Origin of the sequence: Planktothrix paucivesiculata PCC 9631, assembly GCF_900009265.2 — a bacterium.
Taxonomy (GTDB): domain Bacteria; phylum Cyanobacteriota; class Cyanobacteriia; order Cyanobacteriales; family Microcoleaceae; genus Planktothrix; species Planktothrix paucivesiculata.
The window spans coordinates 13,622-30,087 of the sequence record NZ_LR735020.1 but is presented as its reverse complement, the minus strand read 5'-3'; the positions used below and the strand labels follow the sequence as shown (position 1 = coordinate 30,087).

The window sequence follows — 16,466 nt, the reverse complement described above, 5'->3', positions numbered from 1 at the left end:
ACAGTAATTACAACCCCATTCTTAACCGAGCCAAACGATTTTGAGCCTCCGGGTCTAAGGAATGAGCCAAAAAACGGCTCGGAGATGGCTTCCGGGGTTGATGACGACGCTGACGACGCTGGGTGGTGGCTTCGACGGCTTCAGCCAACTGTTCGGCGGACATCCACTCCGCACCATAGCCGGTGACGGTCAACTGTTGAGCGCGGTCTGAGGTCGCCACAATTAACCGACGTCGGGACAACCTAAGTTGACGACCCAAGGAAGCACAGAGTTTTTCAATATAGGTATCTGCGGTTTGCCCAAAACCGGTATAATGAATCGACACATTGCGAGTAATGGTTTCGCTAACGCCGGGGGTATTTTGATAGTGAGCATCAAAGACCAGTCGGGCATCGAGTCCTTCAAAGGCGCTATAGTCCACTAAAGTCTCAATCAAGTGTCTGCGCGCTGTTTCCATATCGTCAACATCGCGTTTCTGTCGCAATAGGGGCCAGATTCCAATTATGTTATAGCCGTCTACAAATAAGACAGCTTTTGTGAGGGAGCTACTCATGGTTCAATTTTAAATAAACTTGCCTGGGTTAGACGACCCATCAAAAATCGCCCATAACCCATTTTTGTTTACATATTATCACAGAACTTTAGGGTAATTTAAGGTAAGAGGACTTATGCAACGGACGCAGCGATCGCCCTGACCCCATGACTTTCTCACCTTAAAACCGGATATTTGCTCGAAGTCCAGCAATAAAGGCATCATCTATGAAATTACGGGGAGGATCAATATATTGAAAATCAGCCGTGAGATAGAAGTAGGGAGTCACCCCATAACTGTAGTACACCTCGAATCCCTGTTCATCGCCAAACCTATTTTTTCTGGAATTTAGGGTGTCTTGCAGATCATTACTTAAGTCATAGTAGTAATACCCTAAGCCAAAACTATCTAACTCCCGTCCCCGGAATAGTCCCATCCCTCCAATGCCTGCAATCAGAGACTTCTGGACATAATTCGGATTCCCGTCGGAGATAGCCCCCTTGAAAAATACGCCCCACCCCTGTCGGGGATGACTCGGATTTAGATGCAATAGATGGGAGAATTGGAAGGCAACGCTATAAGCCCCCTGCTTTGTCAAAGGTTCTATGCCCGCCCTAAAACTCTCAGATATAGAACTAAAATCCGTTCCTGCTTTGGTGGTGTAGATGCCTGTCAGCGAAAAGCTGGTGGGACGTTGGGCAATCTGGGTGTTATAGGAGGTGGTGAGGGAAAAAGTTACCCCATGGCTAAACAGATCCCCTGGCCAGTAATCCCGAGTCCGATCATCAGGATCATAGACCCAAAACGACAGATTGACCGGATCAAGTCTGACATTGGCGATCGCACCGATAAACACCGGTGGCACTAACCCACTGGGTGGAGCCGCAAAGACGGAATTCATAAATCGGCGGTTGCCCCATCCCCCAAAAAAGAGATCGTTTTCCAGCAGATCGAGGGCATTGATTTTGCCGATTAGGAAGGAAGCGCGATCGCCCAAGCGTTGGGAGAAATAGAGAGATGTCGCGATCACCGTATTAGGACTTTCTGAGGGAAACTCCATCGCCGTATTGGTCGGGAAAAAAGTATTCCCTAAAGCTCCAGGGAGATTGCCAAAGCGATACTCAATATGGGTATTCAGACTTCCTCCTTCCCAGAGTCCGAGTTTGGCGGTATCCAATTTTACAAAGCTATCCAGCCGACCGCCATATTCAAAGGGTTGATCTCCGGCACCGGATACTAGCCCCTGGTAAAACTGGGTGAATTCTAAGTCGAATGTCATCCCGTGATCGGCAAGAGTGCTGCGAAAATCACCCCAATCACCCGTCAGCTTGTCATTAAAAGGGTTTGCAGGTTGGGATTCTGGGGATTGAGGTTGATCTTCAGTCTCAGTTGGGTTGGTTTGAGGGGAAGGAGTCTCAAGGGTTGAATCTGTCCTATTTTCAACGAATAGATCTTTCGCCTGAGTAGAAAAGACAGGTATCTCTGATAATGAGAGAATGGCTGGGTGATCAGTGAATAATTTTGAATATTCTGGTAATTGCTGATGATTAGAATTGATTTTCTCTGAAGGGGTAGAGATCGGCGATCGCTGATTGGCTCTCACAGGGAAGGGTGCGATCGCGATTGATAATGTCAACAGACTACCAACCAAAAGTTTACTAGCATCATCGCCTCTAGCTCCAAAAAAGACTAGGACATCGGATGGGATAGTGTTCATTACTACCTTGATTTTTGATGAGGTAAAACCACATTTAAAAAACAGACCCCCAGGTTAGTATCTGAGGATATCAACCTGGTTTCTTAATAATAACTAGACCCGAAAGTATAGATTTTTCAGGTTGGGGTTTATTCAATCAAGATTTTAGTATAAAGTACCACCCACGGTTTCCTCCCTTAAAATAACCGAATGTGACATCATCCCTCCCGATAGATTTCGGGCTTTAAATCCATTTTGTACTAGAATCCGGGTTGCGTAGTAAGCACGCTGACCCGATCGGCAAAAGACGAGGATCTCTTGATCTTGAGGAAGTTCGCCCAAACGAGCGCGGAGTTCAGGTAAGGGAATATTGACTGCGCCGGGTACATTTTCTATTTCGAGTTCTGCTGGATTACGGACATCGAGAAGCAGGCCTGATTCTATGTTATTCCAATGACTTAAAGGCATATCACCTCTGAGAACATCGGCGGCCACCATTCCCGCAAAGTTGACAGGAGCTTTAGCGCTACCAAACTGCGGTGCATAGCAAAGCTCGGCTTCTTCTAAGTCATAAATTGTCCCACCCATCTGAATTGCCATGGCAATAGCATCAATCCGCTTGTCCACCCCGTCCAAACCCAGGGCTTGCGCTCCCAATATCCGGCCATCGGATTTGCGGAAAATGACTTTCATCGCCAGCATTTTCGCACCGGGATAATATCCGGCGTGGGAGTTGGGATAGATATAGATTTTTTCAAAATCCGTATCCCCGAGTCGGGTTAGGACTTTTTCACTAACACCCGTCCAGGCGATCGCACCTCCAAACAAGCCAATGATCGCAGTGCCTTGAGTCCCTCGGAAACGGGAGTTACGCCCGGCAATGACATCGGCGGCAATTCTACCCTGACGATTGGCGGGGCCAGCCAGAGCATAGAGAGCCCATTGCCCGGTAACAAAATCTTTAACCTCGATCGCATCCCCAACGGCGAAAATATCCGGTTTGCTAGTTCGCATTTGGTCATCAACCCGGATGCCGCCTCGCTCGCCAATTTCTAGTCCTGCCTGTTTCGCCAGATCCGTTTCGGGTTTTACCCCAATTCCCAGGATGACAATATCTGCGGGATAAGTCTTACCCGATTTCGTGAGAACTTCTAACGAGCCATTGGCAGCTTGTTGAAATCCGGTCAAACCGTCATTCAGGGAAATGCGAAGACCGTGTTTTTCTAGGTAGCGTTCGCCAAAACGGGCCATTTCCTGATCGATGGGAGACAGGATTTGATTACCCCTCTGGATTAGGGTCACTTCCAGTCCGAGATGAATCAGGTTTTCTGCCATCTCCAGTCCAATAAAGCCACCACCGACGACCACCGCCCGCTTTGTCCGTTTAACCGTCTGAAATCCCGAATAGGTGTCCATTCCACAGGGCTCCGTTGTACCCTGTTCAATCCAGGTGCGGATGGTGCGGGCATCGGGTACAGTCCTAACAGAAAAAATACCCGGAAGATCAATTCCGGGCACTGGGGGACGAATTGGAGCAGCCCCGGGTGAGAGTACCAATTTGTCGTAGGATTCGGTGGTAACTTCACCCGTGGCAACATTCCGCAAATCTACGGTTTTATTTTCTGGTGAAATGGCGATCGCCTCGCAGCGTGTCCGCACATCAATCGCAAACTGGTTTCGGAATGTGCTTTCATCCGCGACTAATAGACTGGACTCTTTTTCAATCAATCCCCCGACATGGTAAGGGAGCCCACAATTGGCGTAGGAAACATAGGGGCCGCGTTCTACCATGATGATTTCAGCCGTTTCATCTAATCGGCGCAGACGAGCCGCACAGGATGCCCCCCCGGCCACTCCACCCACAATGACGACTTTCATTGACTTATTCTCACTTAACTCGATTTTTACCTATTGATTATCCCTCTATTTTGCAGGAGTGAACATTTTGCCCGGTGTTATTTTGCACTGAGCTTAGATTTGATCCGCTTGCTAATGTACCACTGGTGTCAGTTCTGGGTTATTTCTGGGTTATTGCCCCACGCGGTATTGAGAAAAGTACATTTCACCGATACGATAGGATCATGGCTACTATCGATATCCAGGGAGTTAAACACAGTTACGAATTGACGCCACCAAGATCATCGGGTGACGTGCTGGTGTTTATTCATGGGTGGCTACTGAGTCGTCAGTATTGGCAACCTGTCATCGACCTGTTAGCGCCCGAATATCAATGTTTATCCTACGATTTACGGGGATTTGGAAATTCTCAATTATTGGCGGGAAACCCATCACACGCCATCTATACCCCTATTTCCTACGCCGAAGATTTAGCGATTCTATTACAAAGCCTGAATATCGAAAATGCCTGGTTAGTGGGTCATTCCCTGGGCGGGACTATTGCCCTTTTAGCAGCAGATAAACTCTCGCAACAGGTGAAAGGAGTTATCTGTATCAACGCCGGGGGAGGAATTTACCTCAAAGAAGAATTTGAGAAATTTCGTTCCGTGGGAGAAAAAATTGTTAAATTCCGCCCCCGATGGTTATGTTATTTACCCCTATTGGATTTAATCTTTACCCGTGCTCAAGTGGCGTGTCCGATTCAACAACGATGGGGACGCCAAAGATTAATCGATTTTGTTATAGCTTGCCCTGAAGCGGCATTAGGGGCGTTATTAGATTCCACTACCGAGGCGGAAGTCCATCGTTTACCCCAGGTAGTTTCTCGACTCGGGCAACCGGTTTATTTTTTGGCGGGATGTCAAGATTTAATTATGGAGCCCCAATATGTTCGCCATTTAGCCAGCTTTCATTGGCTATTTCGTCAGGGGGATAATAATGTGATTGAAATTGACAATTGTGGACATTTAGCGATGTTAGAACAGACCAATAATGTAGTTAATCATATCAAAAATATTCTGAATCAGTGTTGTATTCAAAGAGAAATTGAAGATGATTTTTTTGAGTCTTAATTCATCGTTCTTGTAACTGAACACTGCGGTTTAATTGGTTCATTCCCAAAGAAATTAATAAATTAATAGTGAGATAGGTTCCCATAATAATTAACATAACTTCGATGGCACGTCCGGTTTGATTAAAGGTGGTTGTCGCCACATTATAGATATCCGCATAGGCAACGGCGATCGCCAAACTGGAGTTTTTTGCTAAGTTTAAATATTGACTATTTAAAGGGGGAATAATCACCCGCAGGGCTTGAGGAAATACCACTAACTGCATGACTAAACCCGATTGTAAACCCAAAGATCTAGCCGCTTCCCATTGACCTTTGGGCACAGATTGAATCCCCGCCCGCACAATTTCCGCAATATAAGCCGCCGTATAAACGACTAAACTGACTAAAAGGGTTGTAAATTCAATTGTCAGTCGTAATCCTCCTTCTATATTATTGGTTGTGGGATTAAATATGGGAGTTTGCCAATTTAATCCGATAGTTAATATTAATAAAGCAATAATACCAATAATTCCCAAAGTGATCAATTGAGGTTTTCCCGATTCTCCCCTTTCGATCATAACTTTGATGCGTTTTTTTGATATAATGAAGGCTGCGATCGCACAAATTAATAAAACTGCAAATCCTATAATTCCTTGTATTCCCGACGGCCAAGGCATAAAAATCCCTTGCTTAGAAAAGAAAACTGCATTAAAAAAACTAAAACTTTCTTTGATCTGAGGAAGCTGCACAAAAACCCCATACCAAAAAACAAGCTGTAATAATAATGGAGTATTACGAACAATTTCCACATAAATAAACGATAACTGACGCAAAAGCCAATTATCAGAAAAACGGGCAATACCAACAGTAATTCCTAATAGAGTTGTGAGAATAATCCCAAAAAACATTACCCGCAGAGAATTTAATAATCCGGCAAATAAAACCCGAATATAAGGATCAGTGGGAGTATAGGGAATTAAACTATCAAGAATATTAAATCCCGCCGAATTTCTTAAAAAATCGAAGCCAAAACTACTTCCAGTTTGTCTGAGACTGCGATTTAGGTTTCCTCCCAAAAGAGCAAATACACTAACCACAATTACAATTACTAAAACCTGCAAAGCAATTCGCCAAAATCGGTCATCTCGCCAAAGGGGAATTTTTTGATCTGGGTTGGTCATAATATCATTAATTATTAATCACTTATGAGTGTAGAGACGTACCATGGTACGTCTCTACTGATAATGGGGATACTTGATAACCGACTTTAACGTAAAGGTGGAGAATACATCAAACCCCCATTTGTCCACAGAGCATTTTGTCCTCGGGGTAGTTTAAATTGTGAACCTTGACCTAAGTTACGTTCGTAAACTTCACCATAATTACCAACAGCTTTAACCGCATTAGCCGCAAAATCATTACTTAATCGCGCCCCCGTACCCAGGTCGCCTTCTGTTCCTAAAAATCTTTTAATATTGGGGTTCTCACTGGTTTTGAGTTGATCCACATTCCCTTGATTAATCCCTAATTCTTCCGCCTCAATCAAAGCATAAGTTGTCCATTTCACCACATCAAACCAAGCGGAATCATTATTAACTGTTACCGGGCCAAGGGGTTCTTTCGACATCGTAACATCCAAAAGAATATGCTCGTCGGGATTAGGGAGGGTACTGCGACGGGCGACCAGTTGGGATTTGTCCGAGGTCATCCCTTGACATCGACCTTCTGCGTAGGCCGCGTAGGCCGGGTCAGCCTGTTGAAAAGTAACGGTTTCAGCCTTGATATTTCTTTGGCGCAGAGCATCAGTTAGGTTTAGCTCGGTAGTTGTTCCTGCCTCTACACAAACGGCTTTGCCCTCTAAATCTTCTAATTTAGTAATCCCACTATCTTGACGAACCATCATCCCTTGACCGTCGAAAAATGTAGTCGGGGCGAATTCCAGTCCAACAGAGGTATCGCGGCTAATCGTCCAGGTGGTATTGCGGGAGAGTATATCGACCTCCCCCGATTTTAAAGCTTCAAATCGTTCTGTAGAATCCAAATTGCGATATTCAACGGCTTTAGGATCACCAAAAACGGCTGCGGCGACTGCTTTACAGATATCCACATCCAGGCCGGAATATTGACCACTTTCATCTACAAAGCTGAATCCGGGGATTTTACCATCAACTCCACAGATTAACTTTCCTCGCTGCTTGATAGTATCAAGGCGACTATTAATTGAGCTTCCCCCAGACGAAGTTGTACCAGTGCTAGTAGAATTCGAGGATTCACAGGCTGTTAGGGGTGCAACTAACAGTAGGGTTGCTACTAGCAAAGAACCGCATTTGTGCATAGTTTTATATTACTCGTGTATGAGTTAGGCAGTTAACAAAAAAGGTTTTGAGGTCATTAACTCTCAAGGAGCGACCTCAAACGCTTTAAGCTTACCTTAATCTGAGAATTTTCCATGCAGCTTTTTGAGAAAAATGTCCCCAGAGTTATACCTCCATAAAGTGGGAAAATATTGGACAGATAGGAGGGAAGCCTAAGAAGCGTCTCAAGATAGGCGGCCTTCTGCCATATCTCGAATTAAAGCAATCCGAGAGCAGATATAATCCCTTAATAGATCAGCCTCTTTTGCGTTAATTGCCGCTTGTTTTTTGAACTGTTTGACTAAACACTGGACAAGACTCGCATCATCAAGATCAACCAAAGTGGATGCTTGAGTGGTTTCTACCAGTGACCAAAGTTGACGAAGCATTGTAGGAGTCATAAAATCTCCGATGGATGCAGTTTTGTCTGTTTTTATACAGAAAATAACAGTGTTTTTCTGAGTCAGTTAGAAGGTAGTCCGATGCGTCAATGACGAAAAGGCTTAATACTTTCTTTACTTTCTTCAAGTTTCAAGAATAACCGAGTTTTCCCAAATTGGAGAAAAAAAAATACAAGATGTCACAAGAACTATAACTTTTTTAATCCTTTGCATCAAATCTTGACAAATGCCTGAATATAGAGTTAAAATTTGTGTTGTTTTATACTGATTTTTTATATTTAGCGTTCTATTGGGGTTTAGGAACCAAAACCGTTAAAATTTGGGGAATTACCCGAAACTGGGCTGGTGTCCAGGCCGTAATTTCCCCATCCGTATTAATCGGATAAGGTTTACGGGTATATATTGCGAATTCCGAACCCTGAATTGCCCTAACCCCTAATTGTTGGCGATGTTTTCCCGTTCTCAATGTTAACCAGACAAACAGCACTTGCCACCAATGTTTGATTTCTAAACTATAAAGATCCAAGCGTTGATCATCAATGGCCGCATCGTGGGCAATGGGCATTCCGCCCCCATAATATTTACCATTTCCCACCGCAATTTGTAAGGTTTTTACCCGTTCTCTTTGGCCATCTTGTTCAATTAAGGCATGAAAAGGCCTAGCTTTCAGCGTCACCTGAATCGCTGCCCAGGCATAGGCTAACACCCCCCAGCGTTGTTTTGACTGTTTGGTGAGTTTATTCGTAATACTCACACTCAACCCTAAACTAGCCACATTAAAAAAGTGTTTGCCATTCACCCAACCTAAATCAATCTTTTGTCGGTGTCCTTGGGCAATCACTTGACAGGCTTCCGTCAAGGTCGTAGGAATCCCTAAAGTCCGGGCTAAATCATTAGCAGTCCCCAAGGGTAATATGGCTAGGGGTAAATTGGTTTCCACCAGTCCATCCACCGCCGCATTTAAAGTTCCATCCCCCCCGGCTACAATCACAAAATCCACTTGCTCTCGATACCGTTGAATCGTCGGTGTAAACTCCTCGGGATGTTCAGGAGATTCTTGAATAATATCAAAACCCAAAGCCTGAAGCTGATAAATCACTTGCGACAAATTCTTTTGGGCTTGGCTGGCATGATGATTCACCAACAGTAAAGCGGTTTTTGCATAAGCCGGACGGGGAAAAATCGCCATAACAGTTGGTTCAAAGTTAAGTTAATGATGGGTAATAAATGGGTAATAGGTAATGGGTAATGGGTAATGGGTTAGAAAAGGAGTTTACCTCCCCTGCTCCCCCTGCTCCCCCTGCGGCCACTGAGCCTGTCGAAGTGCCCCCTGCCTCCCCTGCTCCCCCTGCTCCCGAACCTGCCCCCGAACCTGCTCCCCTACTTAGCCGATTCCGAGGGAATTCCAATCCGTTTGCGTAAAGATTCGGCCCGATATTTTGCGGTTTGATTATCGGGATCATTTTTTAAAGTTTCTTCGTAGGCTTCTAAAGCTTGGGCGGTTAGCTTCTTCTTTTCATAAGCATAACCCAAATTATTAGAAGCTGTGGGATAAATGGGAGTTAATTTTAAGGCTTCTTTATATTGACGAATCGCAATATCATACTGTTCTTTAGCCAAATGAGCATATCCTAGGGCATTATAGATCATGGCTAGGTTTTGAGGGTCTTCATCTTCACCGGCTTTTAAGGCTTTTTGTAATATGGTAACGGCTTGAGAATAAAGTTTTTTGTCATTATAAATACTGCCCAATTCGTAGTATTCTTGAGCGGTTCCGGGTTCCTTAGATAATTTATTTTGTAAATCAAAAAGGGTGGTTTCTATCCGACGGGTTTTAATAATTTGACGAATGACAAAGACAATAGCTGCTGCAAGCAACCCCACTAAAAGTAACAAATAGGCAAGGGGAAGGTTCTTATCCATAATTTTAAAAGAAGAGTTTTTTTAATACAAAGGCGAAGGATAGATTTAATTCAATCCTTCACCTTGGCCAACAATGGGCAATCTTTTTATTCAGTTGAACAGGTGGTTTTAACGGGTTAAAACTACGGGTTGCCACTTTTGGCAAGATCAACGACTTTCCCAAAGGTTTGAGGATCTAAAACAGCAAGTTGGGCTAACATTTTACGATTTAGTAAGATATTGGCTTTTTTCATATTGCCAACTAACTGACTATAGCTAATTCCGTTAATCCGAGCCGCGGCATTAATCCGAGTAATCCATAACCGTCTAAAATCCCGTTTCCGGTTACGGCGATCGCGATAGGAATTTTTCAACGCCTGCATGACTCTCTGATTCGCGGTGCGGAAGTTAGTAGACTGACACCCCCGGAATCCTTTGGCAAGTTTCAGGACTTTTTTGCGGCGTTTGCGAGCAACATTACCGCGCTTAACTCTGGTCATTTACGTTTGTTTCCTTTAATAAAATTCGTTTAGAGGCTTACAAATAGGGCAGCATCAAACGCACGTTATCTGTTTGAGTCTCACTCACTAGCGCCATCTTAGACAGATTCCGTTTGCGAGCAGAGCTTTTATGCTGTAACAGGTGGCTTTTGTAAGCTTTACGACGCGCAATTTTTCCACTGCCAGTGACTTTGAATCGTCTGGCTGCGGATTTACGAGTTTTGAGTTTGGGCATGGATTCGCCTAAATTCGACACAGCCTACAATTGTATCATAGGAAGTTGATATTCTCACAAGTCCCGCGCTTTAGAGTTTGGGGTTGGGCTTCTGGTGGGCAACTTCCACGACGGTATGCACATTCCCCCGGGGGTTAAAATCCCCTTTAATTCGGACTTCTAAGGGATCGGCAGCGGCGACAAAATCATCTAAAATTTGGTTGATGGATTCTTCGTGGGAAATATAGCGATCGCGATAACTATTAATGTACAGTTTGATCGACTTTAATTCCACCACCCGCTGATCGGGAACATAGGTTAAATAAATCGTAGCAAAATCGGGATACCCGGAAAAAGGACATTTACAGGTAAATTCAGGTAAGGTAATCTCAACCTGATAGCGACGACCGATTCTGGGATTGGGAAAGGTAATCAATTGACCTTCCTCGATTTCCCGTTCACCATACTTTAATGCTTCTGGACTGGCGGTAGGAACTTCTGTGGGTTCAGTATAAGAGTGACTCATGGTTAGAATTCAACAGTAACTCTTTAAAGTGTAGTGATGGAAGGGGAAATTTTTCTGAAATTGCTGGAAAAAATTCGTTTAAATCGTTCTAATCACAGGTATCCTGAAACATAATAAGTTTCTAATAAAATGTTCACCCTCAATTAAAAGTCTTATGCAAAATGCTGACGCCTCTAGCCCTAATCCGTCAGTGGCATCGAGTAATTACTCTCCATCGATTCCCATTTCCATTTATCGAGAAGTTACGGCGGAGTTGCAAACGGTTCAATCTCAACTGCAAACCCTCAAAACCCAAAATCAACAGCTAACCCAGCAAAATCAACAACTTAGGCAAGAATTAGAAACTGTGGTGCAATCGGCGATTCAGTTACACCAAGCCATTAATAAAGCCCAAAACATCAGTCAGGGCAAAAAATCTCAATTTTCACCCCCGGGAGCGAGTTCTTTTACCGTTGAAATTCCGACCCATCTCGGAGCCACTCCCACGACTTCCCCCATGATGGAAATTGCACCCTCAATTAAACTTGAACCCAGGGGAAATGAACCCAGTTTTCCGTTTTCCGAGTCTCCCAAACCCCCCTTAAATCCCGAAATAGCCCAACCTTTATTTACAGAACCAACGGAGGCTCGGTTACGCCCGATGTCTAAATCTCAGCGTTCTGAATTGAGCGGTTTTTGGCTAATTGTATCAATTGTTTTGATTGTAGTAGTCGCCTTTGGTGCGGGTTATTGGATTGTTCGTCCTTTGTTGAACCAACAACGCTAGTTTTACTTAGGAATTGTTTCCCAAACATGATTTTATAAAAATAATGGCGGAAGGAAGACCCTCCGCCAATACTGTTTTTGAAGTTGTGAATATTAATGCAACTTTCAAGGATTTAGTCACTTTATTAAGTGACTGTAATAGAATTTCCAGATGGAAAGTTGACTATGTTAACTCGGTGTTGGTATTAATCTTTTCACTATTAAATTGTAGGAAACTATCAATACCAACGAAAGGATGAGAAACACAGTCTTTTGTTTCGATTTGACTTGACTCGGATAACCGATGAACGGGTTCTAGCCGCGAGTTCCAGTTTCAACTAAAGTTGCTAAAGATTCTTCGCTAATTGAATCTGGGATCTCAGTCGCTTCGGGTTCGTAACCGCGTTTGAATTCTCTGGATCTTACCTGTTTGGCTTGAAGCGCGGTTTCTAGAAATTTAATGGCTCGCTGGGGGTTGCCTGCTCCACAAAAGAATAAGTCAGCGGCGAAATAGCCTAATTCTGGCCAAGTGTGAATAGCAATGTGAGACTCAGCCAAAGTGGCTGTTGCAGTTACTCCGTGAGGACTAAACTGGTGTACACATAAGTCGATGAGGGTAGCCCCTCCAGCAGAAATTGCATCAAGCATCGCGCGACGGATGCGTTCGGGATCGTTCAGAAGTTCTGCAGGACACTGCCAAGCGTCAACGACCAGATGAGTTCCCAATTGTTTCATTCTTCGGGTTTTACCTCCACCCTAAAGTGTATCAAACCCTCTGATCATATCACACGTTTTTAGAAATTGTGCAATAGTTTTATCGAAACCGCTCTGAATTTCTATGAATAGCTGGCTCCGTTAGGCATAATTGCTCCTTCGAGGGTGGCTTCATTCAGGTTAGCAATATTGAGACTCGCACCGATTAAGTTAGCTGCACAGAGGTTGGCTCCGGTTAAATTGGCTCCTTTGAGGGAAGTCAAAAGCAGTCCGGCTCCAGTGAGATTAGCATGGCTCAAGTTCGCTCCCCGCAAATCGGCTTCTAATAAAGTCGCTCCCTCTAAATTCGCCCAACTGAGGTTCGCTCCGCGCAAATTAGCCTTGGTCAAATCACAGTGCCTTAAATCAGCATTCTGCAAATTCAAACCGTTTAAATAGGAATTTTTCAGATTTGTGTCTTGGAGGTTGGCTCCTTTTAAATTGGCTCCGTTTAAGTTCGCGCCACTTAAATCGGCCCCTTGTAAGTTAGCCACCGTCAGGTTAGCCACACCTAAATTAGCCTCTCGTAGACTAGCCTCGCTCAGATCGGCATGACTCAGATTAGCCCCACTCAGATTCCCTTGATTGAGGTAAGCTCGGACTAATTTAGCATGACTTAAATTAGCACCACTGAGATCAACTTCAGTTAAAATGGTTCGAGTTAAGTTAGCCCCACTTAAATCAGCCCCGCTTAAAATTGCTCGGCTGAGGGTTGCCCCCACTAAAATTGCATCGTTGAGTTTGCAACCATTCAGGAGACAGGCTGAAATTAAACTCGCTCCGGTCAAGTTCGCCCCAGTCAAATCGGTTTGAGACAAAATCGCACCACTGAGCATAACTCCACTCAGGTCAGCATTGCGTAAAATAGTATCGGTCAGACTAGCACCACTGAGATTTGCTTCAACCAGAACCGCCATGGACAGGTTGACTTGACTCAAATCAGCCCCATTGAGATTGGCTCCGATGAGGCGGGCGCGAGATAAATTAGTCCCTTGTAAGTTAGCATTACTTAGATTAATCCGATTCAAATTTTCCTGTTTCAAGCAGGCCGCCATCAGATGGATGCCACTAAAATTTCTCTCTCCCGTTGCATATCGGGTTAATAGCTTATCGACATCAATGCTTTCACTAGCCTTCATAAAAAATGAACGGTTTTATTTAATGTGTTAATAGTAGAAATCGACCATGAATGGCTTTAATCGCAGTTCATGGCGGGGAAAAAGGAATGCACAATATACAGTTATGGGTGTGTAATCACGGATAACTCAACCGGGATCGGATTTCAGTCTAAATTCTTTGCTAGAATCTAACTGTATCGGGCTTTGCTACCGGACTACACTTCGGTGAATCGCCAACCCCAAAGTTAATCGGGCTTAACTGGTATCACCTGCAATATAGGTGTATTGAGCGATTAATCGCCAGATTATTACTAAACAGAATTGCTGAAAATCACATTGCGGCTGAAGTGGAATATCCCGCCATGTCGATAAAATAATTGGAGACTGAGAGGGTTTATAAGCCCTAGACCTAGGTTGATTACCTGGGACGGGAAACACCCCAAGCCTAGGTAAACTTACAACCGAGTTCGAGTGAAATATCGGTTTCGGATGAAAACGACGGGCTAGAGGTCTAACCCGGAAGAAACTCCTCCATCGCTGTTGATTTGGGATATTCATAGGATGTTTTAATCCTAAACCCTCCTTCTTCCTAATTCTACGACGGTTTAGGCAAAACTGCCTTCCCTTGAGAGTTAGGGGATTTTTGTGGGTTAGGATCAAAGATTAACTGATCTTTTTGCCTCGATTGATCACAATTATTTCTTAAACTAATCATAATCGCTGGCGGCTTAACTCGGCAAGATGGGTTTTTCAAGTTAGCCTGGATCTCAGTCAAGCTAAAAGTTTTAAGGACTGAATCACTAAACCGGGAAAACCTCCATACTAAGATTAAAGTGTGATCGCTTTCAGGAGGTTTTATGGAAATTCGCGGTGTGTGGTTAACCAATACGGACAGTCGAGTTATGTTTTCTCGACAGACCATTGCCGAAGCGATGGGATTTTTGGCGGATACGGGTTTTAATGTGGTGTTTCCGGTGGTTTGGAATAAGGGCGTGACTTTGTATCGCTCTCAGGTGATGGCCCAAACCTTCGGCATTGAAATCGATTTCTATTCTAAGGGACGTGACCCGTTACAGGAAGTGATTGAGGAAGGTCATCGGGTTGGGTTGAAAGTAATTCCCTGGTTTGAATTTGGATTTGCGAGTTCCTATCAACAAAATGGCGGCCGAATTTTATCTCAAAAACCTGAGTGGTCGGGGATTAATTCCACGGGGGGATTAGTTGCTAAAAATGGGTTTGAGTGGATGAATGCTTTTGACCCAGAAGTACAAAATTTTGTCCTAAGTTTAGTCTTAGAAGTGGTAAGAAAATACGATATTGATGGGATTCAGGGGGATGACCGGATGCCGGCAATGCCCTCGGAAGGAGGTTATGATCCGAAAACGGTTGCTCTTTATCGACAAGAATTTGGGCGTCAACCTCCGACCTATCATAAAGATCCCCAATGGGTACAATGGCGGGCGAATATCCTAACAAATTTTTTAATTCGTTTACGTCGAGAAGTTAAGGCAATTAAACCACATTTGATGATTTCCATGGCTCCTAGTGTTTATAAATGGGGGTTAGATGAATATTTACAGGATTATATTGCTTGGATTGATCAAGATTTAGTTGATTGGATTCACCCTCAATTATATCGACGCAATTTTTGGAGTTATAAAGGGTTAGTTGATCAATTAGTTGATGTTCAGTTTAGGGATTGGCAGTTACCTAAACTTTCTCCAGGAATTTTAGCAAAAATAGGTTCCTATTGCATTACGACTGATGATTTATTAAAGTCAATTGACTATAATCGTTTTAAAGGAGTTCAGGGAGAAATATTTTTCTTTTATGAAGCCCTAAGATTGAATAATAATGCCTTGGCAACGGCTTTGAAAAAAGGCCCCTATGCTATTCCTGCTAAATTGAGATAGGTTAAGGAGGGCAGGGGAGCAGGGGGAGTAGGGGACGGAGGGGGGGAAGGGGTGTTTCATTTGGCAAAATCGAGGCGAGAAAAGTGAGTAATTCTAACTGAATTGATCAGGACTTACGCAAGGACGCTATATATAGCGCATTATTCAAACAGAAGGGCAATATGCGTCCGGCACGCTACGCGATGGTGATGCCGCCATCTGTCGGCATCGCGCTGATAATAAAGAGAATCAATCTGTGTTTGAACTGATGAGTAAACTAAATAAAAGAAAGTTTTAGAGAGGGATGTTTAAGCTCTTGGCTCAGGTAATCTGCTAATAAACCAGCTTTTAACTGATAGACAGTTTGAGAAACTTTCTTAGCCATACGAGTCAGAAAAACCCAAACTAATAAAGCGCAAGCAATGTGGTTTTTTTGAACACTCGCTTTACGGCATTGGCAAGATTCTATCCCGGTTAATTGTTTAATTTCTCGGTGGAATTCCTCAATTTTCCATCGCAGTTTACATTCAGATATGACCTCATCTATTGAAGACTGATTTAAATCATTTGTAGCTACATATTCCGTTCTGTTGGCAGAAACAGTCACCCGAAATAGTTTGACCTTTTTATATGAGGGGAATTTATTTATTTTGATTAGCTTTCCCTGTTTTTCTTCAATTTCAGACCACATTAACTGTTCAATAGGCTGATATTTTTTTTGACCTCCTGTATCATCAACCAGCCGGTTTTTTTTGAGCGGAACATAATAAATTTTCCCTAAATTATCAATCAAAGCCATTAACTTTTGCGCTGCATATATATTGACGGCGGACAAGTTCAATTTTTGAGGAAAATCTTTTATCGAGTACCGTATCATCAAAAAC

At 43.6% G+C, this 16,466-nt stretch carries 16 protein-coding genes and 1 pseudogene; 3 read left to right on the top strand and 14 right to left on the bottom strand.

The window, feature by feature from the left end:
- Positions 1-7: 7 nt before the first annotated feature.
- The 3 genes from PL9631_RS17155 to PL9631_RS17145 all read right to left on the bottom strand — a co-directional run bounded on the left by PL9631_RS17155 (position 8) and on the right by PL9631_RS17145 (position 4,106).
- A complete protein-coding gene (locus PL9631_RS17155; RefSeq protein WP_083622197.1) occupies positions 8-553 on the bottom strand; it encodes an NYN domain-containing protein in 546 nt (181 codons plus the stop codon).
- A 160-nt stretch (positions 554-713) separates the two neighbouring features.
- Positions 714-2,249 (bottom strand): carbohydrate porin, encoded by a 1,536-nt coding sequence (locus tag PL9631_RS17150; protein WP_083622195.1) that lies wholly within the window; start codon positions 2,247-2,249, stop codon positions 714-716.
- A gap of 144 nt (positions 2,250-2,393) precedes the next feature.
- On the bottom strand, positions 2,394-4,106 hold the full coding sequence (locus PL9631_RS17145; RefSeq protein WP_083622194.1) for an FAD-dependent oxidoreductase: 1,713 nt from the start codon (positions 4,104-4,106) through the stop codon (positions 2,394-2,396).
- 203 nt (positions 4,107-4,309) lie between these two features.
- Here PL9631_RS17145 and PL9631_RS17140 point away from each other — a divergent pair, with 203 nt between their 5' ends.
- The gene (locus PL9631_RS17140; RefSeq protein WP_083622192.1) at positions 4,310-5,197 is read left to right on the top strand and encodes an alpha/beta fold hydrolase; all 888 of its coding nucleotides are present in this window, start codon (positions 4,310-4,312) and stop codon (positions 5,195-5,197) included.
- 1 nt (position 5,198) lies between these two features.
- Here PL9631_RS17140 and PL9631_RS17135 read toward each other — a convergent pair whose 3' ends face one another.
- The 8 genes from PL9631_RS17135 to queF form a co-directional block, all read right to left on the bottom strand.
- Positions 5,199-6,359, bottom strand: coding sequence for an amino acid ABC transporter permease (locus tag PL9631_RS17135; protein WP_407947591.1), 1,161 nt, complete (start codon positions 6,357-6,359; stop codon positions 5,199-5,201).
- Between the two features lie 86 nt (positions 6,360-6,445).
- Positions 6,446-7,513, bottom strand: coding sequence for an amino acid ABC transporter substrate-binding protein (locus PL9631_RS17130; protein ID WP_083622188.1), 1,068 nt, complete (start codon positions 7,511-7,513; stop codon positions 6,446-6,448).
- 204 nt (positions 7,514-7,717) lie between these two features.
- Entirely contained in the window at positions 7,718-7,933 is a 216-nt protein-coding gene (locus PL9631_RS17125) for a hypothetical protein (protein ID WP_083622186.1), read from the bottom strand.
- Positions 7,934-8,219: 286 nt separating this feature from the next.
- Entirely contained in the window at positions 8,220-9,122 is a 903-nt protein-coding gene (locus PL9631_RS17120; protein ID WP_083622185.1) for a lipid kinase, read from the bottom strand.
- Positions 9,123-9,313: 191 nt separating this feature from the next.
- On the bottom strand, positions 9,314-9,856 hold the full coding sequence (locus PL9631_RS17115; RefSeq protein ID WP_083622183.1) for a tetratricopeptide repeat protein: 543 nt from the start codon (positions 9,854-9,856) through the stop codon (positions 9,314-9,316).
- Positions 9,857-9,978: 122 nt separating this feature from the next.
- Positions 9,979-10,335, bottom strand: coding sequence for a 50S ribosomal protein L20 (gene rplT, locus PL9631_RS17110; protein ID WP_083622182.1), 357 nt, complete (start codon positions 10,333-10,335; stop codon positions 9,979-9,981).
- Positions 10,336-10,372: 37 nt separating this feature from the next.
- The gene (gene rpmI / locus PL9631_RS17105; RefSeq protein WP_071782535.1) at positions 10,373-10,570 is read right to left on the bottom strand and encodes a 50S ribosomal protein L35; all 198 of its coding nucleotides are present in this window, start codon (positions 10,568-10,570) and stop codon (positions 10,373-10,375) included.
- A 70-nt stretch (positions 10,571-10,640) separates the two neighbouring features.
- Positions 10,641-11,075, bottom strand: a complete 435-nt coding sequence (gene queF / locus PL9631_RS17100) for a preQ(1) synthase (RefSeq protein WP_083622180.1) — start codon at positions 11,073-11,075, stop codon at positions 10,641-10,643.
- A gap of 154 nt (positions 11,076-11,229) precedes the next feature.
- Between queF and PL9631_RS17095 the strand changes: the two genes are divergently transcribed.
- Positions 11,230-11,841 carry a hypothetical protein gene (locus PL9631_RS17095; protein ID WP_083622178.1) on the top strand — a complete coding sequence of 204 codons (612 nt, stop codon included), beginning with the start codon at positions 11,230-11,232 and terminating at the stop codon, positions 11,839-11,841.
- A gap of 293 nt (positions 11,842-12,134) precedes the next feature.
- Here the strand turns inward: PL9631_RS17095 and speD are convergent, their stop codons facing one another.
- Positions 12,135-12,554, bottom strand: a complete 420-nt coding sequence (gene speD / locus PL9631_RS17090) for an adenosylmethionine decarboxylase (protein WP_083622177.1) — start codon at positions 12,552-12,554, stop codon at positions 12,135-12,137.
- A 101-nt stretch (positions 12,555-12,655) separates the two neighbouring features.
- On the bottom strand, positions 12,656-13,711 hold the full coding sequence (locus PL9631_RS17085) for a pentapeptide repeat-containing protein (protein ID WP_083622174.1): 1,056 nt from the start codon (positions 13,709-13,711) through the stop codon (positions 12,656-12,658).
- A gap of 836 nt (positions 13,712-14,547) precedes the next feature.
- Between PL9631_RS17085 and PL9631_RS17080 the strand changes: the two genes are divergently transcribed.
- Positions 14,548-15,603, top strand: a complete 1,056-nt coding sequence (locus tag PL9631_RS17080) for a glycoside hydrolase family 10 protein (protein WP_083622173.1) — start codon at positions 14,548-14,550, stop codon at positions 15,601-15,603.
- A 256-nt stretch (positions 15,604-15,859) separates the two neighbouring features.
- On the opposite strand, the pseudogene PL9631_RS17075 reads toward PL9631_RS17080, so the two are convergent.
- Positions 15,860-16,466: pseudogene (locus tag PL9631_RS17075) on the bottom strand (transposase); the annotation flags it as partial.